This is a genomic window from Pantoea nemavictus (assembly GCF_037479095.1).
Lineage (GTDB): Bacteria > Pseudomonadota > Gammaproteobacteria > Enterobacterales > Enterobacteriaceae > Pantoea > Pantoea nemavictus.
Genome location: NZ_JBBGZW010000001.1, coordinates 3233085 through 3255788, shown reverse-complemented (window position 1 = coordinate 3255788; position 22704 = coordinate 3233085). Strand labels below are relative to the sequence as shown.

Here is a 22704-nt window from a genome sequence, read left to right as displayed (position 1 = left end):
CTTCGCCTGCCCGCCCGGCCAGGTTCGTTTGCATATTCACAGGAGTTGACCGCATGTCATCCAACGCCACCCCGGCCCGTATCGCCATTGTCATGGGTTCTAAAAGTGACTGGGCTACCATGCAGTTCGCCGAGGAAATTCTTAACAGCCTGGATGTGCCCTTCCACGTTGAAGTGGTCTCAGCTCACCGTACACCCGACAAACTGTTCAGCTTTGCGGAAAACGCCGCCGACAACGGTTTTCAGGTGATTATCGCCGGTGCCGGCGGTGCCGCCCACTTGCCGGGCATGCTGGCCGCCAAAACGCTGGTGCCGGTGCTGGGCGTGCCGGTGCAAAGCGCCGCGCTGAGCGGCGTCGATAGCCTCTACTCCATCGTGCAGATGCCGCGCGGCATTCCAGTGGGAACGCTGGCAATTGGTAAAGCCGGTGCCGCCAACGCTGCCCTGCTGGCGGCGCAGATTCTGGCGATTCACGACAGCGCGCTGTCCGCGCGCATCGCCAACTGGCGTCAAACGCAGACCGATGAAGTGCTGAACAACCCGGATCCGCGGGAGGACGCATGAAGCCGGTTTGCGTATTAGGAAACGGTCAGTTAGGCCGCATGCTGCGTCAGGCGGGTGAACCGCTCGGCATCGCGGTCTATCCGGTCGGGTTGGATGCAGAACCCTCTGCGCTACCGATCGCCGAAAGCGTGATTACCGCCGAGATCGAACGCTGGCCAGAAACCGCGTTAACCCGCGAACTGGCGAGCCATCCGGCGTTTGTGAATCGCGATATTTTCCCGCGTCTGGCCGATCGCCTGACGCAAAAACAGCTGCTGGATCAGTTAAACCTCGCCACCGCGCCGTGGCAGCTGCTGGCGGATAAAGCCGAGTGGCCGCAGGTGTTCAGCTCGCTGGGCGAGCTGGCGATTGTGAAGCGTCGTACCGGCGGCTATGACGGCCGCGGACAGTGGCGGTTGCGCGCCAATGAAACCGATGCGCTGCCGGATGAGTGTTACGGCGAATGCATCGTTGAGCAAGGCATTAACTTCAGCGGTGAAGTGTCGCTGGTCGGTGCGCGCGGACATGATGGCAGCACGGTGTTTTATCCGCTGACGCACAACCTGCATCAGGACGGCATTCTGCGCACCAGCGTCGCCTTCCCGCAGGCTGATGCCGCGCAGCAACAGCAGGCGGAAGCGATGCTCAGCGCCATCATGCATGAGCTGAACTACGTCGGCGTGATGGCGATGGAGTGTTTCATTACGCCAGCCGGTTTGCTGATCAACGAACTGGCCCCGCGCGTGCACAACAGCGGTCACTGGACGCAAAATGGCGCGTCCATCAGCCAGTTTGAGCTGCATCTGCGCGCCGTGCTCGGCTTGCCGCTGCCGCAACCGGTGATGTTTGCGCCGTCGGTGATGGTGAACCTGATCGGCACCGATGTGAATCTGGCGTGGCTGCAACAACCGCTGGTGCATCTGCATTGGTATGACAAAGAGGTGCGCGCTGGCCGCAAGGTGGGGCATCTGAATCTGACCGATAGCGATCACGCGCGGTTGGCGGAAGCCTTAAATGCGCTGGTGCCGCTGCTGCCGGCAGAGTATGCAAGCGGGATTGCGTGGGCGGTGGAAAAGTTGTAGTTCAGGGATTTTGTCCCCTCACCCTCACCCTCACACTAACCCTCTCCCGCACGCGGGAGAGGGAATTGATCGAGCTAACATTTTCCTTTCCCGCGCGTGGGAAAGCGTCGCAGTGAGGACATCACGCCGCCTCAAACCGCCTGAATAGCGCCTTCCCCTTTAACAACCTTACGCCTAACCAGCCGCCGCACAATGAGAGCAACAATGCGCCACCGATCGGCAACACGATCCACAGGGTCCAGTCTGGCTGCCAGGGGAAATCAAAGATCTTGCGCTGCAATCCCCACAGCGCCGCTTCAGCGCCAAGGGCGGCGGCAATCCCCGACACCACGCCAAGCAGCGCAAACTCGCACCACAGCGTGCCGCGCAGCAGCCGTTTGCTGGCGCCGAGCGTGCGATACACCACCAGCTCCTGGCGGCGCTGACGCATACCGACCTGAATCTGTGCCAGCAATAGCAGCACGCCGCACACCGTGACCAGCACCACCATCACTTCCAGCGCCTGGCTTACCTGCGTCAGCACCTGACCGATTTGGCGCATCATGCTGCCAATATCCAGCAGGCTCAGCGTCGGAAACGCGCGATTAAGCTGCGCCAGTAGCGCCGGATTGCTCTCCATGCGGAAGCTGGTCAGCCAGGTTTGCGGCTGTTGATCGAGCGCACCCGGCGGGAAGATAAAGAAGAAGTTCGGACGCAAACTTTCCCAATCGACCTTACGCAAGCTGGTGATTTTGGCGCTGAACTGCTGGGTATCGCCGCTGAAAGTTAAGCTATCGCCGAGCTTCACGCCGAGACGATCCGCCAGCTCCACTTCCATTGAGACTTCACCGGCTTTTGGCGGCCAGCTGCCGGCAATCAGCGGATTATGATCCGGACGCTCCGCCTGCCACGTTAGATTGAGCTCGCGATTGAGCGCGTTATCCAGCTTCGGATCGGCCTCTTTGCCGTTCAGCTCGGTCAGACGTGCGCGCACGATCGGGTAGAACGTTTCCAGCTTGAGGTGATGCCCGGTTAGAAAATCACTTACCTGTGGCACCTGCTCTTTGGTGATGTTCAGCAGGAAATAGTTCGGGCTATCCGGCGGCAGTTGCTGTTGCCAGCGATCGAGCAGATCGCCGCGCATCACCAGCAGCAGCGCCAGCAGCATGAATGAGAGCGAAAACGCCGCCAGCTGGCTGAGCGTCATCGCCGGTTGGCGCAGCAGACGGTTGATCGCCAGGCGCAGTGCCAGATTGCGCACCACCAGCTTACGCAGCAGCAGCAGCGTGCCCCAACCGAGAAGTGCCAGAAGCAGCGCCAGCATCACCACGCCGGCCAGCAGCGCCCACAGCATTTTGCTGCCGCCCATCAGCAGCGCCAACAATCCCATCACTACCAACGCCATCGCGGGCAGATAAAAGCGCAGCGGCCAAACGTTGGCCACGGCATCCCGACGCAATACGCGCAGCGGTTGCGTCGCCATCAGCAAGCGGTAAGGACGTAAACCGACCAGCAGCGAAATCACAAACATCGCGCCAATCGCCCACAGCCACGGCCAGAAGCTCGCCGCAGGCAGCGCGCCCGGTAGCACCGGTTTCAACATCAGCAGCAGAATCACTTCAATCCCTTGCCCTAATGCGCTCCCGACTATTGCCGCCAGCAGCAGCACAGCCAGCCACTGGCCGATGATCAGCCGTTGTAGCGCCTTGCGCGTTGCGCCGAGGGTTTTCAGCACCGCGACTAAATCGTAGCGGCTGCGACAGTAATGGCTCATCGCCACCGCCACCGCGGCAATCGCCAGCATCAGCGTCAACAGCGCGGAGAGCAGTAAAAATTGCTGTGCACGCTGCATGGATCGGCCTAGCGCATCTTCGGAGTTCTCGACGCTAATCCAGCGCTGATCGGCTTTTAGCTGCGGCTCGATCCAACTGTCGTAGCGCGCCAGCGGTGCCGGTTCGCCGGAGAATTTATAGCGCCAGCTCAGGCGACTGCCCGGCTGCACCGCGCCGGTTTTCTCCACGTCGGCCAGGTTCATCAGCAGACGCGGCGCGGTCTGGAACGGATTGAAACCGCCATCCGGCTCCTGAATCACTTCACCGGCAATACGCAGCGTGGTATCACCAACGTCTACGTTGTCGCCCACTTTCAGGTTCAGCAACGCCAGCAAACGCGGCGCGGCCAGCACCGTTCCCGCTTGCGGGCGTAAGCCGGGCGGATGGGTTTGCAGTGTGCCAAACATCGGATAGGCATCATCCACGGCTTTTACATCCGCCAACTGCGGCGTCTCTTGGGCGAACGTCATGGTCATAAAGCTCAGCTGACGACTCACCGATAGCCCCTCGTCGCGCGCTTTATTCAGCCATGCGTCCGGTGCAGGCGAGGTGGTGCGCAGCGTACGATCGCCGGCCATAAAGTCGCGGCTCTGCTGGCTTAAGCCTTTTTCCATGCGATCGCTGATCGAACCTAGTGCCAGCACGCACGCCACCGCTAAGGTCAGCGCCAGCCAGACAATCAGCAGCGAGGGCGAGCGCCACTCGCGCCAGAACCAGCGCCAAATCATGTCTCCTCCCACAGCTTGCCGTCACGCAGCCGCAAGCGGCGGTCGCAGCGCGCCGCCAGTTGCTCATCGTGCGTCACCAAAATCAGCGTGGTGGCAAAATCGCGGTTGAGTGAGAACAGTAGATCGGCGATGCGATCGCCGGTTTTGCGGTCGAGGTTGCCCGTCGGCTCATCGGCAAACAGCAGGCCGGGACGACCGCTAAAGGCGCGCGCCAACGCCACACGCTGCTGCTCGCCACCGGAGAGTTGCGCAGGCAGATGGTGCAGACGATCTTTCAGGCCCAGCACCGTCAGCAGCTCCACCGCCTGGCTGCGGCTTTCGCGATCGCTGTCGCCGCGCAGCAGCGCGGGCAGCTGCACATTTTCCAGCGCGTTGAGCGTTGGCACCAGCATAAAGGATTGAAAAACAAAGCCGACCTCACGCGCGCGCAGCGCAGCACGTTGCTCCTCATTCATCGTGTGCAGCGGCTGACCGAGCAGATGCACTTCGCCGCTGCTGCCATCGTCCAGGCCCGCCAGAATGCCGAGCAGCGTGGACTTGCCCGAGCCGGACTCGCCAATCAAGGCGATGGTCTCAGCTGGTTTGACAACCAGCTCAACTCCGGTAAGGATGGTCAGCTGATGCTCTCCCTGACCGACGGACTTAGTAAGATGATGAACTGCAACAATGTTTTCCGCTGGCATTATCCCTTCCTGTTGTTATTGCTTCTGCTGGTGTCCCGATTTGCCGCCGCCGACACGTTGCTGGTGTTGGGCGACAGCCTGAGCGCCGGGTATCGCATGTCGGCTACGGCGGCGTGGCCAAGTTTGCTGAATAAAGAGTGGCAACAGCAGCCCAAAGTCGTCAACGCCAGCATCAGCGGTGATACCGCAGGGCAAGGGCTGGCGCGTTTACCGAGCCTATTAAAACAGCATCAGCCCCGCTGGGTGTTAATCGAATTGGGCGGTAACGATGGCCTGCGCGGCTTTCCACCGCAGAACATCGCTGACGATCTGACCAAAGTGATCGACGAAGTGAAAGCCGCTAAAGCGCAGCCGCTGCTGATGCAGATTCGTCTGCCCGCCAATTATGGGCGTCGTTATACGGAGGCGTTTAGCGCTATCTATCCGCGCCTGGCACAGCAGTACGACATTCCTCTGGTGCCCTTCTTTATGGAGCAGGTCTACCTGAAGCCGGAGTGGATGCAGCAGGATGGAATTCACCCCAATCCGGATGCTCAGCCGTTTATCGCCAACCTGATGGCGACCGAACTGGCTCCGCTAGTAAAGCATGATTAATGCAGGCGTGTGATTTTTAACGGGTAAAGAAATGCAAAAAACAATTCTCATCACCGGCTGCTCCAGCGGCATTGGTTTGGTCGCCGCTAACGATCTTTTATCACGCGGCTATCGCGTGCTGGCCGCTTGTCGCCGCGCGGACGATGTGGCGCGCATGGAAGCGCTGGGATTTATTGGCGTGCAGCTGGATCTCGATGATGCCGCCAGCGTCGATGCCGCCGCCGACCGCGTGCTGGAGCTCACCGAGCATCGCCTGCACGCGCTGTTTAATAACGGCGGTTTTGGTCAATATGGGCCGCTCAGCAGCGTGTCGCGTCAGCAGCTGGAAAAGCAGTTTTCCACCAACCTGTTTGGCACCCATCAACTGACGATGCGCCTGCTACCGGCGCTGCAGGCCAGCGGCAATGGCCGCATCGTCAATACCAGTTCGGTGCTGGGATTGATCTCTACGCCAGGCCGTGGCGCGTATGCCGCCAGCAAATGGGCGCTGGAAGCCTGGAGCGATGCGCTACGTCTTGAAGTGCGCGAGTCTGGCGTGCGCGTCAGCTTGCTCGAGCCGGGCCCCATCAGCACGCGTTTCACCGATAACGTGCATCAGGGTGAACAGGATAAACCGGTGCGCAATCCCGGTATCGCCGCGCGTTTTACTCTGCCGCCGGAAGCGATTCTGCCGAAACTGCGTCACGCGTTAGAGAGCAAACATCCGCGTCTGCGTTATCCGGTGACGCTGGTCGCCTGGGCGATGAGCCTGCTGAAACGCCTGCTGCCAGGTTGGATACTGGATCGCATTTTACGCAGCAACTAAGCTGCAAGTCAGAATCGAGCTTGAACCTGGGCAGCTTGCCCCCATATCCTCAACACACTTTCTGCAAAGAGACGTATTCATGTCACACGCTTTGATTATCGACATCAACGAATCCAATCTGCAACAGACCTTAGAGCAGTCGATGCAGCTGCCGGTGCTGTTCTATTTCTGGTCCGAACGCAGTCAGCATTGTCAGGAATTGACGCCGGTGCTGGATCGCCTGGCGCAGGAGTATGCCGGTCAGTTTATTTTGGCGAAGCTGGATTGTGATAAAGAGCAGATGGTGGCCTCGCAGTTTGGTCTGCGTTCCATCCCAACCGTTTATCTTTTCCAGAACGGTCAGCCGGTGGACGGCTTCCAGGGCCCGCAACCTGAAGAGGCGATTCGCGCCCTGCTGCAAAAGGTGTTGCCGCGTGAAGAAGAAGTAAAGGCGCAGCAAGCCATGCAGCTGATGCACGAAGGCAAACCGCTTGACGCCCTGCCGCTGCTGAAAGATGCCTGGCAGCTGAGCAATCAAAACAGCGAAATCGGTTTGCTGCTGGCGGAAGTGCTGATCACCCTTAATCGCAGCGACGAAGCGGAAACGGTGTTGGATAAGGTACCGTTGCAGGATCAGGACACGCGCTATCAAAGCCTGATCTCGCAAATCGAGCTGCTGAAACAGGCCGCCGATACGCCTGAAATTCAGCTGTTGCAGGAGCAACTGGCCGGCGATGCAGCGAATGCCGAGCTGGCGGCAAAACTTGCCTTACAGCTGCATCAGGTTGGCCGCAACGAAGAAGCGTTAGAGCTGTTGTTCGGTTTCCTGAAAAGCGATCTCAGTGCGGGTGATGGCCAGGTGCGCAAGATGTTCCAGGAGATTTTGGCCGCACTCGGCACTGGCGATACCCTCGCCGCCCGCTATCGCCGCCAGCTTTACTCGCTGCTGTACTGATCGGTACCGCGCGTTAAACGGGCCGAACGACTCGGCCCGATAATCAATCTGCGGCAGGTTATCGCAGTGCTTACGCTGTTCGTCCTGTAATTCCCCCTTCCTGGTAACCTTACTTTCCCGTATTCACTCAAGCTGCACGGTCTAACGATGCGCGGCCTGATTCGCCTCACCCTACTAGCATTGCAAATCATTGATATCCTCCCAGCATTTCATCACTCGCTTTCATCATCTCCCCCTTAATGCTCCCAAACCTGAAAACATAAACATCAAACTTCAACGCACAAACAAACCCAACACTTAATAGCACCACAACAAACTACACCAACACTAAAAAAGTTTACATTTAGTTTCATAGAGATAACTCAAAACTTAATGCGCTGCGCAAAATAAGTGTTGCCGCAGTTTTTAGCGAGCGTAATATCCGCACCATTAAGAATTAAGTAAAAACTTAAGACAAAGTTCAATCTAACTTCCAGGAAACTAATCATGGGAAATTTTACTAAAACTCTGGTCGCTGTTGTTGTTACTTCTTCTTCGCTTTCTGCTTTAGCCGATACGGCTGCCATCAGTCGTGGTCAGGAGGCGGTAAGCCATGCCAGCCGCATGCAGTCTGCTGCGGATGCACGCGTTGCCGCAGCTTATGCTGGACGCTTCACTCACCAAGGTAGTGGCCTGAAAGGCGTTGAGGCTATGCAAGTGGATCGTGATGCCATGAGCCAAGCCGCGACCGCCCGGGCCAATGCCAATGCACAAATGGCTGGTGCCAGGAATCAGTTAGCCGGCGCCGTAGCGGGTGGTTATAACCTGCCGCATCAAGTCAACGTCCGCAAAAACTCGGACATGGCGGTAGCCCTGGCTGACGCCCGTCAGGCCGATGCCGATCGTCAGGCTAAACAGCTCAGCGCCACCAGCTACAGGCTCGGTGAGATGCAACGCCAGCAAATGATGATGGGTGTTGCTCCTGCCCAGGCTCCGCAGATCAGCGCCACTAGCTACAAGCTCGGCGAGATGCAGCGCCAGCAAATGATGGTGGGTTCAATCAACGTAAGTGCGGCAAGTCTGCCAGCTAAGACACCGGTTAGCCTGACGGTTAACGGTGTCAGCACCACCACCACAGCGGCGGAGCTGGCTGCGGTGACTCCTTCTTTACAAGTTGCGGTGCCACACATCGCTGCCTTTGAGCGTAATCCGCTGAAAGGTGGGGCAAATGGACGGGCGATGCATGGCCATGCGAACAATGATCATGGCAATGGTGGTAGCAATTCCGAAGGAACACACAGCGCCGAAGCGCATGGCTTCGGTAATGGTGCCCATGCTGCTGCGGGTGGCGGTCATCAAGGCGGTGGTTTCCATTACTAACAGCAAAGTGTTTCACGGGGCTGTCGTCTGATGGCCCTTTTCTCAGCGTATAAAACAAGACCACAACACTCAGTATTAACTTAACTCTCACTTTGAATAAGCTAAAGACTATCGGGGAACTTTAGATGTCAGATCACACACAACGCAATCAGCAAATCTATATGGCACATGTGGCAGGAAATACAGCGGCAGATATCGCGCAGGAATTTGGCCTCTCGCAACCCTATATACGCCAATTGATCCGCGAGGCTAAGCAAGACTCGGCGTTTCACCCGCTTAGGGCGAAAAATGCAGCAGCATTAGCCTATCAGAATGTTGTTTTCGCTAAGTTTCACTGTCAGTAGGGATGTGCGCATTGAGAGAACATATTGTTTCCTGTCTGATAGCGCTCTACAAAATCGATATCTGTGCGGAATCACCCGAGTTAGTCATTTCACATGCGAGATTCATTCGGGAATATAAGCCAACCGATCGCGAGATTGAACAAGCGGCAGCCTTGCTTTATGAGGAAGGGGCTATTTTTGAGGACATAGAACACACTTTGAACAAACTGATACGACGTCGTTAAGATAAGCTTCTAACAATGTGGTAAATTCACCTGCACACTGTTAAAGGGATAGCCAGCCATGAAACGCTTTATTTACTATGGGTATAATTTCAAACGTAAAATCCCTGACTTAAAATCTCTGGTTGAGTGTGTCCAAAATGATAAGCCTCCTCTCACCTACCTTATGTCAAGTGAGGTTGAAGAGTGGGTAAAGCAAGGCGCGGAAGTTGACGTGAATCCGTTATTCGCCGGTTGCCAGTTCCAGTTTGCCGATGGAACAGCGATCGAATATGACAAAAAAAGCGCGAAGATTAAGCGTTACTCCGCAGATAATCGACCTGCCTGGTTCGTTGCGAAAAATGAGTACTGGTCTATCTGGCTACAGAACTTCCAGTACAAGTCAGATGAGGTCGCCCATCTGGTAAAAGAGATTAAGGATATGGATCTGGCACAGCGCCGCGAGCTGGCGGATCTGCTGTTTGATCTCGATCTGAAAAAATTATCTTCATCCACAACAGCTAATTCGCATAAAGAGCACAGCAAACCGCTTGGCAACACACAGAGCCGCACTACCGCGCCGCGCGTCATGGACCTGGGTTCAATTGAGTTCTTTAAGCAGTTTGTTGATCGCCTGCAGAACGCCATCGATGCGCATCAAATTCCGACGCTGCAAATCCTTACCGCTGAAGACGATATGAAAGCCGTTTCAGCCGAAGTGAAAGGTGCAACACGCACCTATTATCAGGCCATTTGTGGCGAGAACGTTCCCAATGTAAACCGCGCATCTTCGCTCAATCCAGACATCTATTGTGATCGTCTTAAACCGATGATCGCCGCGGTGCATGAAATCGGTGTTGAAAACTATTATGCCGAGATGGTGAAAGCGATAGCCGCTGCGAATGGCGCCTTTATTCGTGATTTCTCTTTTGCCTACCCGCTTTAATTTTTCCCTGAGTCGCGCTTGCCATCCGCGTGATGGCAGCATCCCGCCAGGTGATTGATGATTGGGCACTCCGCGCTGTCATCGCCCGGGCAGGCTTCTGCCAGTTCCAGCAAGCGCGCACGCATTACGTGTAACTCTTCGATATGTGCGGCAATCTCATCGGCTTTCTGCAAGGTGCGCGCTTTAACATCCGCGCTGTGCCGTGCAGGATTGTTGAACAGCGTCACCAGTTCCCGACACTCTTCCAGCGTAAACCCCACCTGACGCGCCTGACGCAGCAGATTCAGTTCATCAATATGATGCGCCGCGTAATAGCGATAACCATTATCACTGCGTGATGGCGGCGTCACCACGCCTTTCTCTTCATAGAAACGAATCGCTTTGCTGGTGAGTCCGGTTTTTTTTGCCACATCGCTGATGTTCATATTCACCTCTTGACCTTCCCCTGAATGGAAGGTTTAGGGTACATCTCTAATGCAAATTTTGCATGCAGTCAAAACCTGAGGAGTAAAACATGTCACATACTCAACTGCTGGCGTTGGACGGCTTGTCCTGTGGCCACTGTGTTAAACGCGTAAAAGAAGCGCTGGAGCAGCGCAGCGATGTCGAACAGGCCGACGTCACGCAGGAAGAAGCGCGCGTAACTGGCGCCGCCAGTGCCAGCGATCTGATCGCCACGGTGGAACAAGCCGGTTATCACGCGGTGCTGAAAGACGGCGCAGCCAGCCCAAAGCCTAAACCGTTGACAGCTACAGAGCCGCCGCCGGAGGCGCTGACAACGGAGTCGCAACCGGCAGAATCGCTTACCAAAGATCTTCCCGTGCATCACTTACTGATTGGCGGCATGAGCTGCGCCAGCTGCGTGAGTCGCGTGGAGCAGGCGCTACAAAACGTGCCCGGCGTCAGCCAGGCACGCGTCAATCTCGGCGAGCGCAGCGCGCTGATCCTCGGCGATGCACCAGCCGACGCGCTGGTTAGCGCGGTCGATCAGGCGGGCTATTCCGCCGAAGTGATCGATGATGAACAAACGCGGCGCGAACGCCAGCAGGTCAGCGCACGGCAAGCCATGCGGCGCTTTAGCTGGCAATCAGCGCTGGCCTTGCTGCTCGGCGTGCCGATGATGATTTGGGGCATGCTCGGCGACAACATGATGCTGAGCGCCGATAACCAAACGCTGTGGCGCACGCTGGGCGTGATCACCTTGCTGGTGATGCTGATTGCCGGTGGCCATTTCTATCGCAGCGCGTGGCGCAGTTTGCGTCACGGCACCGCCACCATGGATACGCTGGTGGCGCTGGGAACCGGTGCAGCGTGGCTCTATTCAATGAGTGTGGCACTATGGCCAGAATTCTTTCCGCATCAGGCACGCCATCTCTATTTTGAAGCCAGCGTGATGATCGTGGGCTTAATCAATCTTGGCCACGCGCTGGAGCAGCGCGCACGCCAGCGTGCCTCAAAAGCACTGGAACGTCTGCTGGATTTAACGCCCGCGCAGGCGCGCGTCGTCAGCGATCACGGTGAAACATTGCTGCCGCTGAGCGAGGTTCAGCCGGGCATGACGCTTAAACTGGTGACCGGCGATCGCGTGCCGGTAGATGGTGACGTCGTCAACGGCGAAGCCTGGTTTGATGAAGCCATGCTGACCGGCGAAGCCGTACCGCAGGCCAAACAGTCGGGCGACAAAATCTTTGCCGGTACGCTAGTGCAAGACGGCACGCTGCACTTTGTCGCGCGCGCCACCGGCAGCCATACCACGCTGTCGCGCATCATTAATCTGGTGCGACAGGCGCAAAGCAGCAAGCCTGACATCGGGCGTCTGGCCGATCGCATCTCCGCCGTTTTTGTCCCGGTGGTGGTCGCGATTGCGCTGCTGAGCGGCCTGATTTGGTATCTGGTTGGTCCGCAGCCGCAGCTGGCTTATACCCTAGTGATTGTCACTACGGTGCTGATCATCGCCTGTCCTTGCGCATTGGGTTTAGCCACGCCGATGTCGGTGATTGCTGGCGTGGGACGCGCGGCAGAACTGGGCGTGCTGGTGCGTGACGCCGATGCGCTGCAACGTGCCAGCGAAGTCGATACCATCGTGTTCGATAAAACCGGCACCCTGACGCGCGGCACGCCGCAGGTCAGCGATGTGTTGCTTTACAGCGACTGGAATCGCCAGCAGGTGCTCAGCGCGGCGGCGCAGATGGAGCATGGATCCAGCCATCCGCTGGCTAAAGCAATTCTCGCTGCCGCGCCTGATGTCAGCGGCGAAGCGGTTAAGCAATTTCGTACAATACGTGGCAAAGGCATCAGCGCTAAAGTTGACGACAGAACGCTGCTGCTGGGTAATCAGGCGCTGCTGGATGCACATCAGATTGATTACCGCGCCGCGCAAGCGGATATCGAGCACTTTGCCGCACAAGGCGCTACGCCGGTGCTGCTGGCCGATAGTCATCAGCTACTGGGATTAATCGCGCTGCGTGACAGCCTACGTCCGGAGAGCAAAGAGGCGCTGCAGCGTCTGCATCAGCTGGGTTATCGCTTGATTATGTTGACCGGCGATCACCAGAAAACCGCGCAGGCAATTGCCGCCGAAGCCGGAATTGATGAAGTGATTGCCGGCGTACTGCCGGAGGGCAAAGCGCAGGCCATTATTCAACTGCAGCAGCAAGGTCGCAAAGTGGTGATGGTGGGCGACGGCATTAATGATGCACCGGCGCTGGCGCAGGCAGATGTCGGTATCGCGATGGGCGGCGGCAGCGATGTGGCGGTTGAAACCGCAGCAATTACGCTGATGCGCAACGATCTGCACTGCGTCGCCGATGCGTTGTCGATAGCCAGCGCCACGCTGCGCAATATGCGTCAGAACCTATTAGGCGCCTTCATTTACAACAGCTTGGGCATTCCGATTGCCGCGGGCGTGCTCTATCCGTTTACCGGCCTGCTGCTGAGCCCAATTGTGGCGGGTGCAGCGATGGCGCTATCGTCAATTACCGTGGTGAGTAACGCTAACCGTTTGCTGCGCTTCAAGCCCGCGCAGCGGGAATAGCCACTCCAGCCCTGTTCTTCCGTGGATGAAATCGCTAGCATGGATTTTTGCATTAAAAAGGACAGGACAGGGAATGAGACACGGTCTGTGGCACAGCATCCAACAACGGATCGCGACCCTTTTCCCGGCCAGTTACAGCTGGCCGGCCATGGATATTCAGCTGGGTGACCGACGCCTGCATCTGGCGGGCAGCATTCATATGGGCACGCGCGACATGCAGCCGCTGCCCGCCGGTTTGCTGCGTCAGCTTAATAAAGCCGACGCGCTGATTGTTGAAGCCGATATCACGCAAGGCGCATCGCCGTTTAGCAACGATGATGCGCATCCACCGCTGGCAATGCGCCTTGCAGCTGACGTGCTGCAACGGCTGCAAGCCCTGTGTGATGAGCTGTCACTTTCACTGAGCGTGTTCGACACGCTGCCGTTCTGGCAAATCGCGTTGATGTTACAGGCACAACAGGCGCAGCGACTCGGCTTACGTCCGCAGTTTGGCATCGATTATCAGCTGTTGCAGGCGGCAAAAGCGGCGAATAAACGCATTATTGAACTGGAAGGTCCGGAAACCCAGATCGCCCTGCTGAAATCGCTGCCGCAAGATGGTTTGCCGCTGTTGCTGGATACGCTTGAGCATTGGCATACCAACGCACGTCTGCTGCAAACCATGATTAGCTGGTGGCTGGATGCGCCGCCAACGCCGCAACCGGTGGCGTTGCCCAGCACTTTTAGCAGCGAGCTTAACGACACGCTGATGCGTAATCGTAATCAGCACTGGCGCGAACTGTTGCTGGCATTACCTAAAGGGCGATATGTGGTGGCGGTGGGCGCGCTGCATCTGTATGGCGACGATAATTTGCCGGGGTTGCTGAAGAAATAAATTCTGCACCTATCCGTAGCTACCGTCTTGAACGTCAAGCGGTAGCTACGTAGTTTTCGTTCCACGGCTCTCGTGTTTTAAGCACACCGAAGCAGAGATGGACCAGTTTGCGCATCACCGCTCCCAGCGCCACTTTGGCTGGCTTGCCCTTCGCCATCAGCCTTTCATACAGCGCTCTTACGGGGCGATTCCACCTTGCCGCTACTATCGCGGCCATATACAGCTTCGCTCTCACGTCGGCGGGACCGGTTTTCGACATCCGGGCCAGCCCTCTCACCGAACTGCCTGACGTCTTCTCGACCGGCACCACGCCCAGCCACGCCGCTACCTGACCCGCATTGCGGAACTGGCACGTACGCAGCACCGACAGCATGGTCGTTCCCACTACGCCGCCGATACCTTTTATCGACTCCAGCAGCTTAAGATCATCTTTCAGACCATCATTCTTATCCATGTGGTCGTCAATCAGCGCGTTTATTCGCTTCAGCTCCTTTTCATGCGATTTTTTTGTTCTTTCAAGCGAGTCGGTCACCTCGCCCGCCGTCTGGGTTGAGTTCGCCTTCTCGAGCCTGTTCGTCGCGCGCTGCACATCTTCAACGATGGCGTCACGCAGACGCAGCAGGTCTTTCAGCTTGCGGACTTCCGGTGGCGGCGGAACCCAGGCATCGGGCTGTTTCAGCTCGCCGTAACGGGCCAGCACCCAGGCGTCGACCGCGTCATTTTTGGTCAGGATACCCATTCCGCGGGCAAACTCCCTGACCCGTTGCGGATTGCCGATACAGACCGTCACGGGCGGGTTCCCGTGCAGCCCGTAAGCGACGTTTTCGTGATAGACGCTGGTCGCTTCCATCACCACCATCACCTGCTCTGGCGGGCACTTCTGCTTCTGGAGCCAGTCGCAGATGTCACGTTCTACGCCGACCTGATTTTTGATGGATTTCGTTTTCTTTTTGCCGTTGCCGGGGAACAGGCAGAGGTCGAGTTTGTTTTTGCTGACATCAATACCAAGACAGAACATCGGATATCTCCCTTTCACTTAAACCATCACGCCATCTAGCCTTGTACATACGAAGTCAGAGCTTCTGGTTACCGTTCAGAGTAGTTGCTGGCGTGAAAGGAGAAACGGAGGGCTTAAAGCTACGAAGCAAGATCGGGTCTTAAGCGGCGCAAAAAGCTGCCTCCGTTTCATGTTGCTGGTAGCTAACCAGCAACACATTCAAGATACAAGCGGCGCAATTTATTGCGCTCATTTGAGCTTACGAATGTCGCTGAAAAGCGCGCGATAAATCGCGCCGCTACAAGTATGTGCGAGTGATAACAATGGAAAAATTCAGAAAAAAAGAAGGCCAATAATAATATTGGCCCGTCAAAGAGGAATTTGTTTATGATTTTGGTTATCACCAGCAATCTCTTGCTGGCGCGGGCCAATTCTCGCGCAAAGTTCAGAATTTCGCCACTGTTTTTCCATCAAAACTGAAATAAGAATATTCCTAACAAGGAGCGATCATGACGCCCGCGGTAAAACTTCTGGAAAAACAAAACGTCACCTTTACCCTGCATCCGTATGACCACGACAGCCATGAAACTCATTTTGGTGATGAAGCGGTGCGTAAGCTCAATCTTGATGCGCGCCAGGTGTTCAAAACTTTGCTGGTGTCGCTCAATGGCGATGCCAAAGCGCTGGCCGTGGCGGTGACGCCGGTCTCAACTCAGCTGGACCTAAAAAAGGTCGCCAAAGCGCTGGGCGCCAAGAAAGCCGATATGGCCGATCCGCAGCTGGCACAGCGCGTAACCGGTTATCTGGTGGGCGGCATTAGCCCGCTGGGACAGAAAAAACGTCTGCCAACGGTGATCGATCGGCAGGCGGCGGAGTTCGCCACCATTTTCATCTCTGGCGGCAAACGCGGGCTGGATATCGAACTGGCGGCGCAGGATTTGTCGCGCCTGCTGGATGCGCCGCTGGCCGATGTCGCCAGACGCGATTAATCGGGCTGCTGGGCGCAGAGTTGATCGATCATCCAGCGCCCGGCCGGCCCCGGTGGATTGCGTCGTGACCACACCACATCTACCGCAATACGCTGTGGCCAGCCCGGCACCGGCAGCTCTTTCAGCACCTGATGACCAAACTGCTCCACCAGCCAGCGCGGCAACACGCTCCAGCCGAAACCCTGCTCCGCCATCTCCAGCAGTAACAGATAGGATGGCGCTGACCACACGCGTCCGGCGGGCAGCGGCTCACGATTTTGCACCCACGTGTTGAGCCGTAGATGCCGCAGCTCACCTAACTGCCCTTCACTCACCTGCTGCAACTGCGACAAGGCATGATCCTGATGCAGATAGATCGCCATCTGCGCGCCAACCTGCAGGCGCGCCACCGCCAAATCCGGCGGCAACTGTGGCTGCGCCCGTACCACGCCGAGATGCACACGACCGGCCTGCAACAGATCTAAAGCATCCGCATCCTCCGCGATCATGCACTCGAACTCGATATCCGGATAACGTTGATCAAAACGATTGAGCAAATTTTGATGATGATCGGCCTGCCAGAAATCAGAGATCGCCAGGCTAAGGCGCGGCTCAACTCCCTGCGACAGGCGCACCGCCAGCTCATCCAGCCGCTGGCTGGCGGCCAGAATCTGCTGCACCTGCGCAAACGCACGCTGTCCATGTTCGGTGAGCACCGGCTGGCGTCCGCTGCGATCAAACAGCGTGAAGCCCAGATCATCTTCCAGATTAGCTACCGCGCTGCTGATGGTGGACTGGCTTTTTGCCAACGCGCGCGCTGCCGCTGAAAACGATCCGCTGGCGACGGTTTGCACAAAAGCTTCAAGAGATTCCGGGGAGTACTTCATGGTGAACCATCGCTTTTATCGATAGGTGATCATTTTATCTTAGCATTTTAGGGTGCGAAAATACGCGACATCACTAATCAGGAGGTTTCTATGCGTACCCGTTCGCTGAAAGAACGTTTTTGTCATGCCGCAGGCTTTGAAGGGTTGGCACTTATCACCGTTGCGCCGCTGGCTGCCTGGATCATGGAGAAACCGCTGTTTCAGATGGGCGCGCTGGCGATCATGCTGTCGACCGTCGCCATGCTGTGGAACATGATCTATAACACCGGTTTTGATCGCATCTGGCCGCCGCAGGTTAAACGCGGCTTCGGTCTGCGCGCTATGCACGCGCTGGGCTTTGAAGGTGGTTTTATCCTGATCGGCTTGCCGATTGCCGCCTGGATGCTGAATATTTCGCTGCTGGAAGCCTTCGTGCTGGAAGTGGCGTTCTTTCTGTTCTTCCTGCCCTATACCATGCTCTACAACTGGGTGTGGGATAAATTGCGCCACCGTTGGGTGACGCAGAAATCCTGTCAGGCTTGATGCCTCTCTGAAAACCGGTCGCCATGACGGCCGACCCTACGGCCCAGGTGCGCAATCATGCGCACCTGGCCATCAACGTTCAATGTTGCTGCGCGGCGCGCGGCCAAATCCACGCCAGAATCATCTGCGGATAGCTTGGTTTCCGCTGCTTCTCCTGCGCTTTGTTGCGCTCCTCAATCTGCGCTTCCGTCAGATGCACGATGCCGGTTGGCGCAAAGTCGGCAATCTTCAACGGCGAATGCTGGCTAACAAATTCGCGCAGCACATCGGCATCGCGCAGCCCGCTATTGCTGAAGCCGGCATGGGTTTCGATGTTCGGATAACCGTCGCCGCCGCTGGCGTTAAAGCTGTTGGTCGCCATGCGATAAGTTTTATCCTTTTGCAGCGCCTCGCCGTTAATCTTCACATCGCTCACGCCTTTGCCATCCGCTACCAAACTGATGTTGGTGAACTGCGCGAAGCCACCTGAGTCCACTTTGATATTGGCCACTGTCGCCAGATAGTTCAGCAACTCATTGCCGGTCAGCGTGACCGATACCACCTTATTACCGAACGGCTGCACCTGCAGCAAATCGCGCCAGCTCAGATTGCCCTGCGCAAGCGAAGTGCGAATGCCGCCACCGCTCATCACGGCAAAGTCCGCTTTGGTCGCCGCCATCTGCGCACGCAAAATCAGCTGACCGAGGTTGGTTTGTTCAAATCGCACCTTGTCGCGTTCGCCAACGAATACGCCATCACTGCTGCCGACTTTCACATCCAGCTTCTTGCCGGCACGCAGTTGATAAGGGGTTAACAGCTTCATCATCGCGCTGTTTTTCGGGATCTCCTCCTGCCAGGTGAGCCAGGATTCGCTGCCGTCGAGGTTCTTCACTTTGTGTTTCAGATTCACCGGGATCAGCTGGTAACTCTCCAGCGTCAGCTCGCCATTACGAAAGGTGAAGTCACCACGTCCAACGAATTTGCCCCATTCCTTCGCCTGCATGATCCACACGCCATTCTGGCGATCCGGCTGGCACGGTTGGCCCGGCTGATAATCTTTTACGCTGACGTTCTCTTTCTCCATGCACACCGCATCCTGCGAATGGCCGCCGATGATCACATTGAGGGTGCCGGGCGGCAGGCTGCGTGCCAGCTCAACGTCGCCTGGCGCATTGCTACCGTGCTGACCGTCGTCGTAATGACCCATATGCGTTAGTGCGATAATGACGTCAGGTTTTTCACTGGCGCGCAGTTCCGCCACCGCTTTCTCGGTCTCTTTCACCGGATCGCGGATATCGATAGCGGCGATATTCTCCGGATTGGAGATGCGCAGCGTGTCGGTGGTGGTCAGACCGATCACCGCGATCTTTAGCCCCATGCGATTAAACGTCGCCCACGGCTTAAATAAGCGCGTATCGGTGCCTTTTTGATAGATGTTGGCCGAAAGGAACGGAAACTTGGCCCACTTCTGCTGCTTCTGCAGCACGCTGAGTGGTTTATCAAATTCGTGGTTGCCCAACGCCATGGCGTCATAGCCGACCAGATTCATGCCGCGAATATCCGGCTCCGCATCCAGCATATCTGACTCTGGCACGCCGGTGTTCACATCGCCCGCTGAGAGAATCAGCGCACCACCGCCTTTAGCCTGCACATCATAACGCTGTTGATCCATCAAGGTTTTCTGTGCCGCCAGGCCGTATTCGCCCTGAGCGTTAGTCCAGTAACGACCGTGATGATCGTTGGTGTGCAAAATGCTGAAACGATAACTGCGATCCGTTTGCCACGCCTGCGCCAGCATCGGCAGCAGTAACACTAACAGCGCCAGCCAGCGCCCTTTTCGCGGTGATAAAAACAATGCCGATCTCCTTATTCTGCGTTTTTCCACTGAGCGGTGGACTTAATCTGCGTTTTCGCCCTTCTGTGTCGCACAGATGACTTATTAACTCAAGATGAAAGACGTTTTACGTGGATCAGCTTGCAACGATCTACTGCTCATCACCAGAATCTAATCTGCTATCCACCGTCCAAATCCTGGCCTGGTCACCAGTTATCCCCTTTATGACGGCTTTATCTGTGATAACCACTTTCCTTAAGCCCCTTTCACAGGGCAACTATTTTTCCTCATCGCCCTTCATTCTGCGTATTTGCAGCCGATATAGTGAGATAACTGATGAAAATGAAGCTTCAGCTGCGTTTTTGTCTCATTTTTTCAATTTACTGGTCTTTTACCGCTCAAATGTTTAAACGCGGTGAGCGATTGTGCATTACACTAGGTTGTTACAAGCGGATACATTTGCACACAAGGAGACAGGCATGCATCACACCACACCGTTGATCACTACCATTGTCGGGGGGCTGGTCCTCGCATTTCTCCTTGGTATGCTGGCAAACCGCCTGCGCATCTCACCGCTGGTCGGTTACTTATTGGCTGGCGTGCTGGCCGGCCCTTTCACGCCAGGCTTTGTCGCAGATACCAACCTTGCACCAGAACTGGCTGAACTCGGCGTGATTCTGCTGATGTTCGGCGTCGGTTTGCACTTCTCGCTGAAGGATTTGATGTCGGTAAAGTCCATCGCCATTCCTGGCGCCATCGCGCAAATTGCCGTGGCGACGCTGCTGGGAATGGGACTTTCCTGGACCATGGGCTGGTCGTGGATGACCGGCCTGGTATTCGGCCTGTGTCTTTCTACCGCCAGTACCGTGGTGCTGCTGCGGGCACTTGAAGAACGACAACTGATTGATAGCCAGCGCGGACAAATCGCTATTGGCTGGTTAATCGTAGAAGATTTAGTGATGGTGCTAACGCTGGTACTGCTGCCCGCCATCGCCGGCATGCTGGAACAGGGCAACGCCAGCCCAACTCTGCTGCTGTGGGATCTGCTGCTGACCATCGGCAAAGTCGTCGCCTTTATGGTGCTGATGATGGTGGTAGGCCGCCGCGTCGTGCCATGGATTCTCGCCAAGAGTGCCGCTACCGGTTCGCGTGAGCTATTTACCCTTGCGGTACTGGCGCTGGCGCTCGGTATCGCCTTTGGTGCGGTCGAATTCTTTGATGTCTCCTTCGCGCTTGGCGCCTTCTTTGCCGGCATGGTATTGAATGAATCTGAACTCAGCCATCGCGCCGCCCACGATACCTTGCCGCTGCGCGACGCCTTCGCCGTGCTGTTCTTTGTTTCGGTCGGCATGCTGTTTGATCCGATGATCCTGCTTGAGCAGCCGCTGGCGGTACTTGGCGCGCTGGCGATTATCGTGCTGGGCAAATCCATTGCCGCCTGGCTGCTGGTGACGCTGCTGGGTCATTCACGTCGTACCGCAATGACCATTTCAGTGAGCCTGGCGCAGATTGGTGAATTCGCCTTTATCCTCGCCGGTCTCGGTATCTCGCTGGGTATGCTGAGCGACGAAGGTCGCAATCTGGTGCTGGCGGCGGCGATTCTCTCCATCATGCTTAACCCGATTCTGTTTACCATTCTGGAACGCTATCTCGATAAAACCGAGACTATGGAAGAGCAGACGCTGGAAGAAGCCATTGAAGAGGAGAAGCAAATTCCGGTGGATATCTGTAACCACGCCGTGCTGGTCGGCTATGGCCGCGTTGGCAGCCTGCTGGGACAAAAGCTAATGGAAGCGGATGTGCCGCTGGTAGTGGTGGAAAACTCCCGTCCTCGCGTTGAAGCGCTGCGCGAGCAAGGCATCAAAGCGGTACTGGGCAATGCAGCACGCGTCGATACCATGGAGTTAGCGCGCCTCGACTGCGCTCGCTGGCTGCTGCTGACCATTCCGAATGGCTATGAAGCTGGTGAAGTGGTGACCGCAGCGCGTGAGAAGCGTCCGGACATTGAGATCATCGCACGCGCGCATTATGACGATGAGGTGACCTACATTATGGAGCGCGGCGCCAATCGTGTGGTGATGGGCGAACGTGAAATCGCTAACAGCATGTTGCACGTGCTGGAAGAAGAGATAGCGCAGAACCCGATTGTGCGTGAGTGCCCGATTTAAATTTGTGCGGTCTCAGGCCAGGTCGCCATAAATGGCGACCCTACGGCGTCAGGTGCGCATTAATGCGCACCGATGCCACCATCAACGATCCCAATACGACTCTTCTAAACTGTCTTCCCGCTCCGGCAGACCGCGCGTCAGACGCGGTGAATGCTGGTTCAACACCTGATAACTCACCCGGTTCGCATATTTACACACTTGTGCCAGCGACGAATACGTCAGGTACTCACGGCCATGTTTGCTGGAGTTAGGCACCTTCTGGCGGTGGAAGTTGTTGGCGGTGATGTCATGCAGCAGCGCGGCCAGTGCGCCATCGCCCGCGCCGTTGGTGTTCATGATCTTCTCCGGCCCGCCCATATACGGGGCGATATGCGAGAAGATACGCAGCGGCTGCTGACAATCTTTATGGCGCATCGCGCGACTAAATTCATACTGGTTGAATTCGGCCAGCGCGCCTGGCAGCAGCGGATGATTGGTTTTGCGTTTGAACTCGTCTTCGGTGAATCCGGCCATGTACAAACCGGTCGGCCCAGCGGTGCACAGCACTAAATCCACCCAATCCAGCGCCATGTTCGATGCCAGCAACGGATCTTGCTCACCGGTCAGCGCGAAAGCCTCTTCTTCATTCATCGCGACGATCGAGACGTGATCGCGCAGGAAATCGCGCCAGAACTGCGGGTTATCCTGAATCACATATTTAGTACCGAGCGTCAGCACCACCGGCACATTGTGTTTCTTCGCATATTCGATGGCGCGCAAGGTCGCTTCCGGCATCGGTTCGCCCGGCTGGCAGCGCACCAGATAAGAGGTCAACACCAGCGCCGACGCCCCCGCAATCACCTCTTCCGGGATGTTGTTAGCATGCAGCTGATTCATTAAACCAGGGCTGATGGCGAAGGTGCGTTCGCCCTGCTCACCAATCAGCGTGAAGCAGCGGCCAATGGCGCCATCAACGCCCTGCAGGAAGTTGAGATCCATGCGACTGGAGGTATTGCACAGATAGCGATAGGCATAGCCGCCGATCTGGATGTTGTTACACATTACGCCCAGCAGTACAGAGCGATCATCGGCGAGAACGGAGTAGTTGTGTAAGGTATTGCCGATGGTGCCGCCGGCAAACTGATGGCTGATGAGCTCTTCACGCATAAGTTCGTTGTAGAGCGCCTCAGCGGTGGCATCGTCGATCACCAGCGAGTGACCGGCACTGAGACCGTAACGTTGCAAAAAGTCATCGTCGACTTTGGCTTCGATATCCACCAGCGTCTGGTCGATACCCACCACCCAACTGCCCTCTTCCTGCTCTTGCTGCGTAGCTTGCAGCAGCGGATCGCGCGCGTTGACGGGGAAATAGTGTTTGGATTTGCGTTTGCCGGGAAATTTCATCGAGAGTGCCGTCAGGGAAAATCAGGCAGA

At 56.7% G+C, this 22704-nt stretch carries 20 protein-coding genes; 13 read left to right on the top strand and 7 right to left on the bottom strand.

The window, feature by feature from the left end:
* The first annotated feature begins 53 nt into the window (after window positions 1–53).
* Both purE and purK read left to right on the top strand, forming a co-directional pair.
* A complete protein-coding gene (gene purE, locus WH298_RS14865; protein WP_180823203.1) occupies window positions 54–563 on the top strand; it encodes a 5-(carboxyamino)imidazole ribonucleotide mutase in 510 nt (169 codons plus the stop codon).
* A complete protein-coding gene (gene purK, locus WH298_RS14860) occupies window positions 560–1624 on the top strand; it encodes a 5-(carboxyamino)imidazole ribonucleotide synthase (protein WP_180823202.1) in 1065 nt (354 codons plus the stop codon). The genes purE and purK overlap by 4 nt, the downstream gene beginning before the upstream one ends.
* 121 nt (window positions 1625–1745) lie before the next feature.
* On the opposite strand, the gene ybbP is transcribed toward purK, so the two are convergent.
* A complete protein-coding gene (ybbP, locus tag WH298_RS14855) occupies window positions 1746–4163 on the bottom strand; it encodes a putative ABC transporter permease subunit YbbP (RefSeq protein ID WP_180823201.1) in 2418 nt (805 codons plus the stop codon).
* Window positions 4160–4846, bottom strand: a complete 687-nt coding sequence (gene ybbA / locus WH298_RS14850) for a putative ABC transporter ATP-binding protein YbbA (RefSeq protein WP_180823200.1) — start codon at window positions 4844–4846, stop codon at window positions 4160–4162. Before ybbA ends, ybbP begins: the two co-directional genes overlap by 4 nt.
* Here ybbA and tesA point away from each other — a divergent pair.
* From tesA to WH298_RS14820, 6 genes are all read left to right on the top strand, one after another.
* Window positions 4814–5440 carry a multifunctional acyl-CoA thioesterase I/protease I/lysophospholipase L1 gene (gene tesA, locus WH298_RS14845; RefSeq protein WP_180823199.1) on the top strand — a complete coding sequence of 209 codons (627 nt, stop codon included), beginning with the start codon at window positions 4814–4816 and terminating at the stop codon, window positions 5438–5440. The two genes, ybbA and tesA, sit on opposite strands and share 33 nt — an antisense overlap.
* Window positions 5441–5471: 31 nt before the next feature.
* On the top strand, window positions 5472–6245 hold the full coding sequence (locus tag WH298_RS14840; RefSeq protein WP_180823198.1) for an SDR family oxidoreductase: 774 nt from the start codon (window positions 5472–5474) through the stop codon (window positions 6243–6245).
* 79 nt (window positions 6246–6324) lie between these two features.
* A complete protein-coding gene (locus WH298_RS14835) occupies window positions 6325–7179 on the top strand; it encodes a thioredoxin family protein (RefSeq protein ID WP_180823197.1) in 855 nt (284 codons plus the stop codon).
* A 486-nt stretch (window positions 7180–7665) separates the two neighbouring features.
* Entirely contained in the window at window positions 7666–8538 is an 873-nt protein-coding gene (locus WH298_RS14830) for a hypothetical protein (RefSeq protein WP_180823196.1), read from the top strand.
* Window positions 8539–8663: 125 nt separating this feature from the next.
* Complete coding sequence (locus tag WH298_RS14825) at window positions 8664–8882, top strand: RNA polymerase sigma factor sigma-70 region 4 domain-containing protein (protein ID WP_180823195.1); 219 nt, start codon at window positions 8664–8666, stop codon at window positions 8880–8882.
* A gap of 282 nt (window positions 8883–9164) precedes the next feature.
* A complete protein-coding gene (locus tag WH298_RS14820; RefSeq protein ID WP_180823194.1) occupies window positions 9165–10028 on the top strand; it encodes a hypothetical protein in 864 nt (287 codons plus the stop codon).
* Here the strand turns inward: WH298_RS14820 and cueR are convergent.
* Entirely contained in the window at window positions 10025–10453 is a 429-nt protein-coding gene (gene cueR / locus WH298_RS14815) for a Cu(I)-responsive transcriptional regulator (RefSeq protein ID WP_180823193.1), read from the bottom strand. The two genes, WH298_RS14820 and cueR, sit on opposite strands and share 4 nt — an antisense overlap.
* A gap of 89 nt (window positions 10454–10542) precedes the next feature.
* On the opposite strand from cueR, the gene copA reads away from it, so the two are divergent.
* Window positions 10543–13062 carry a copper-exporting P-type ATPase CopA gene (gene copA, locus WH298_RS14810; protein WP_180823192.1) on the top strand — a complete coding sequence of 840 codons (2520 nt, stop codon included), beginning with the start codon at window positions 10543–10545 and terminating at the stop codon, window positions 13060–13062.
* Window positions 13063–13135: 73 nt separating this feature from the next.
* Window positions 13136–13936 (top strand): TraB/GumN family protein, encoded by an 801-nt coding sequence (locus WH298_RS14805; RefSeq protein ID WP_180823191.1) that lies wholly within the window; start codon window positions 13136–13138, stop codon window positions 13934–13936.
* Between the two features lie 34 nt (window positions 13937–13970).
* Here WH298_RS14805 and WH298_RS14800 read toward each other — a convergent pair whose 3' ends face one another.
* Window positions 13971–14954, bottom strand: a complete 984-nt coding sequence (locus WH298_RS14800; RefSeq protein WP_180823190.1) for an IS110 family RNA-guided transposase — start codon at window positions 14952–14954, stop codon at window positions 13971–13973.
* 488 nt (window positions 14955–15442) lie between these two features.
* Here WH298_RS14800 and ybaK point away from each other — a divergent pair, with 488 nt between their 5' ends.
* Complete coding sequence (gene ybaK / locus WH298_RS14795) at window positions 15443–15922, top strand: Cys-tRNA(Pro)/Cys-tRNA(Cys) deacylase YbaK (protein WP_007886885.1); 480 nt, start codon at window positions 15443–15445, stop codon at window positions 15920–15922.
* On the opposite strand, the gene WH298_RS14790 is transcribed toward ybaK, so the two are convergent.
* Complete coding sequence (locus tag WH298_RS14790; protein WP_007886886.1) at window positions 15919–16788, bottom strand: LysR family transcriptional regulator; 870 nt, start codon at window positions 16786–16788, stop codon at window positions 15919–15921. The two genes, ybaK and WH298_RS14790, sit on opposite strands and share 4 nt — an antisense overlap.
* A 90-nt stretch (window positions 16789–16878) precedes the next feature.
* Here WH298_RS14790 and WH298_RS14785 point away from each other — a divergent pair, with 90 nt between their 5' ends.
* Window positions 16879–17310 carry a multidrug/biocide efflux PACE transporter gene (locus tag WH298_RS14785; RefSeq protein WP_007886887.1) on the top strand — a complete coding sequence of 144 codons (432 nt, stop codon included), beginning with the start codon at window positions 16879–16881 and terminating at the stop codon, window positions 17308–17310.
* 79 nt (window positions 17311–17389) lie between these two features.
* On the opposite strand, the gene ushA is transcribed toward WH298_RS14785, so the two are convergent.
* Complete coding sequence (ushA, locus tag WH298_RS14780; protein WP_180823189.1) at window positions 17390–19144, bottom strand: bifunctional UDP-sugar hydrolase/5'-nucleotidase UshA; 1755 nt, start codon at window positions 19142–19144, stop codon at window positions 17390–17392.
* Between the two features lie 458 nt (window positions 19145–19602).
* Here ushA and ybaL point away from each other — a divergent pair, with 458 nt between their 5' ends.
* On the top strand, window positions 19603–21291 hold the full coding sequence (gene ybaL / locus WH298_RS14775; RefSeq protein WP_180823188.1) for a YbaL family putative K(+) efflux transporter: 1689 nt from the start codon (window positions 19603–19605) through the stop codon (window positions 21289–21291).
* Window positions 21292–21372: 81 nt separating this feature from the next.
* Here ybaL and WH298_RS14770 read toward each other — a convergent pair whose 3' ends face one another.
* Window positions 21373–22674, bottom strand: a complete 1302-nt coding sequence (locus WH298_RS14770) for an inosine/guanosine kinase (protein WP_007886890.1) — start codon at window positions 22672–22674, stop codon at window positions 21373–21375.
* Window positions 22675–22704: the final 30 nt, after the last annotated feature.

What these genes read in the sequence shown, in the direction of transcription:
- ybbP (WP_180823201.1), bottom strand. Translation starts at nt 4,163, where the DNA reads ATGATTTGGCGCTGGTTCTGGCGCGAGTGGCGCTCGCCCTCGCTGCTG.
- ybbA (WP_180823200.1), bottom strand. Translation starts at nt 4,846, where the DNA reads ATGCCAGCGGAAAACATTGTTGCAGTTCATCATCTTACTAAGTCCGTC.
- WH298_RS14825 (WP_180823195.1), top strand. Translation starts at nt 8,664, where the DNA reads ATGTCAGATCACACACAACGCAATCAGCAAATCTATATGGCACATGTG.
- ybaL (WP_180823188.1), top strand. Translation starts at nt 19,603, where the DNA reads ATGCATCACACCACACCGTTGATCACTACCATTGTCGGGGGGCTGGTC.
- ybaK (WP_007886885.1), top strand. Translation starts at nt 15,443, where the DNA reads ATGACGCCCGCGGTAAAACTTCTGGAAAAACAAAACGTCACCTTTACC.
- purK (WP_180823202.1), top strand. Translation starts at nt 560, where the DNA reads ATGAAGCCGGTTTGCGTATTAGGAAACGGTCAGTTAGGCCGCATGCTG.
- copA (WP_180823192.1), top strand. Translation starts at nt 10,543, where the DNA reads ATGTCACATACTCAACTGCTGGCGTTGGACGGCTTGTCCTGTGGCCAC.
- purE (WP_180823203.1), top strand. Translation starts at nt 54, where the DNA reads ATGTCATCCAACGCCACCCCGGCCCGTATCGCCATTGTCATGGGTTCT.
- WH298_RS14840 (WP_180823198.1), top strand. Translation starts at nt 5,472, where the DNA reads ATGCAAAAAACAATTCTCATCACCGGCTGCTCCAGCGGCATTGGTTTG.
- WH298_RS14835 (WP_180823197.1), top strand. Translation starts at nt 6,325, where the DNA reads ATGTCACACGCTTTGATTATCGACATCAACGAATCCAATCTGCAACAG.
- WH298_RS14770 (WP_007886890.1), bottom strand. Translation starts at nt 22,674, where the DNA reads ATGAAATTTCCCGGCAAACGCAAATCCAAACACTATTTCCCCGTCAAC.
- tesA (WP_180823199.1), top strand. Translation starts at nt 4,814, where the DNA reads ATGATGAACTGCAACAATGTTTTCCGCTGGCATTATCCCTTCCTGTTG.
- WH298_RS14785 (WP_007886887.1), top strand. Translation starts at nt 16,879, where the DNA reads ATGCGTACCCGTTCGCTGAAAGAACGTTTTTGTCATGCCGCAGGCTTT.
- cueR (WP_180823193.1), bottom strand. Translation starts at nt 10,453, where the DNA reads ATGAACATCAGCGATGTGGCAAAAAAAACCGGACTCACCAGCAAAGCG.
- WH298_RS14790 (WP_007886886.1), bottom strand. Translation starts at nt 16,788, where the DNA reads ATGAAGTACTCCCCGGAATCTCTTGAAGCTTTTGTGCAAACCGTCGCC.
- WH298_RS14820 (WP_180823194.1), top strand. Translation starts at nt 9,165, where the DNA reads ATGAAACGCTTTATTTACTATGGGTATAATTTCAAACGTAAAATCCCT.
- WH298_RS14805 (WP_180823191.1), top strand. Translation starts at nt 13,136, where the DNA reads ATGAGACACGGTCTGTGGCACAGCATCCAACAACGGATCGCGACCCTT.
- WH298_RS14830 (WP_180823196.1), top strand. Translation starts at nt 7,666, where the DNA reads ATGGGAAATTTTACTAAAACTCTGGTCGCTGTTGTTGTTACTTCTTCT.
- WH298_RS14800 (WP_180823190.1), bottom strand. Translation starts at nt 14,954, where the DNA reads ATGTTCTGTCTTGGTATTGATGTCAGCAAAAACAAACTCGACCTCTGC.